Source organism: Vibrio sp. 811 (assembly GCF_033339195.1).
In genome coordinates, this window is the sequence record NZ_JAWOUB010000739.1 from 1 (window position 1) to 566 (window position 566).

The window sequence follows — 566 nt, forward strand, 5'->3', positions numbered from 1 at the left end:
TCTGTTTGCGATTGAGATTTCGTCCCTCCTTGTAGATGAGTTGGCTCGGCTGAGCATCTACTCTCAGTTTGGCTTGTCGTTTTAAGCGTTGGATTTTTGTCTGATTGCGATTCAAGATTTCACTTTCCAGAAGCAGGCTTAGCCTTTCCTCGAAGTCCAGCTCTGCGTAGGTGCTCAGTTGTTCTTGTTGCTGCTCTAACGCTTTCACTGCATGGCTCAAGCGGAGGGTTTTGAGTTGGTCGTTCAGTGCGTTCATTTGTATTTCTCCTAGTGATAACAGTTCGGGCCACGAACATTGCTGTGAACAAGGTTCGGCGTGCTCGTGTTGTCTTTGCTCAGTTGTCCTTCACGATTGTTCTTCAGCAGATTGTTGATGAACGTGTAGTTCGGTTTTGTCAGCATCAGCGCATCTTTACAGGCTTGCTCTAAGCGCGATTCGCCATGCGCTTTACTCAGATTGAGCAGCCCAAGGCAGGAGCGATACGACTGCTCTGGATGAGGCTTGGAGTTGAGCATCTTATTGACGACTTCTCGTGTGGCTGGGCCTATATTGGCTCCCCAGTTGA

At 48.8% G+C, this 566-nt stretch carries 2 pseudogenes; both read right to left on the minus strand.

Going from position 1 to position 566, the window contains the following annotated elements:
- Positions 1-256 (minus strand): annotated as a pseudogene (gene istB, locus R7Q46_RS29140) (IS21-like element ISVch3 family helper ATPase IstB); the annotation flags it as partial.
- An 11-nt stretch (positions 257-267) separates the two neighbouring features.
- Positions 268-566, minus strand: a pseudogene (locus R7Q46_RS29145) (IS21 family transposase); the annotation flags it as partial.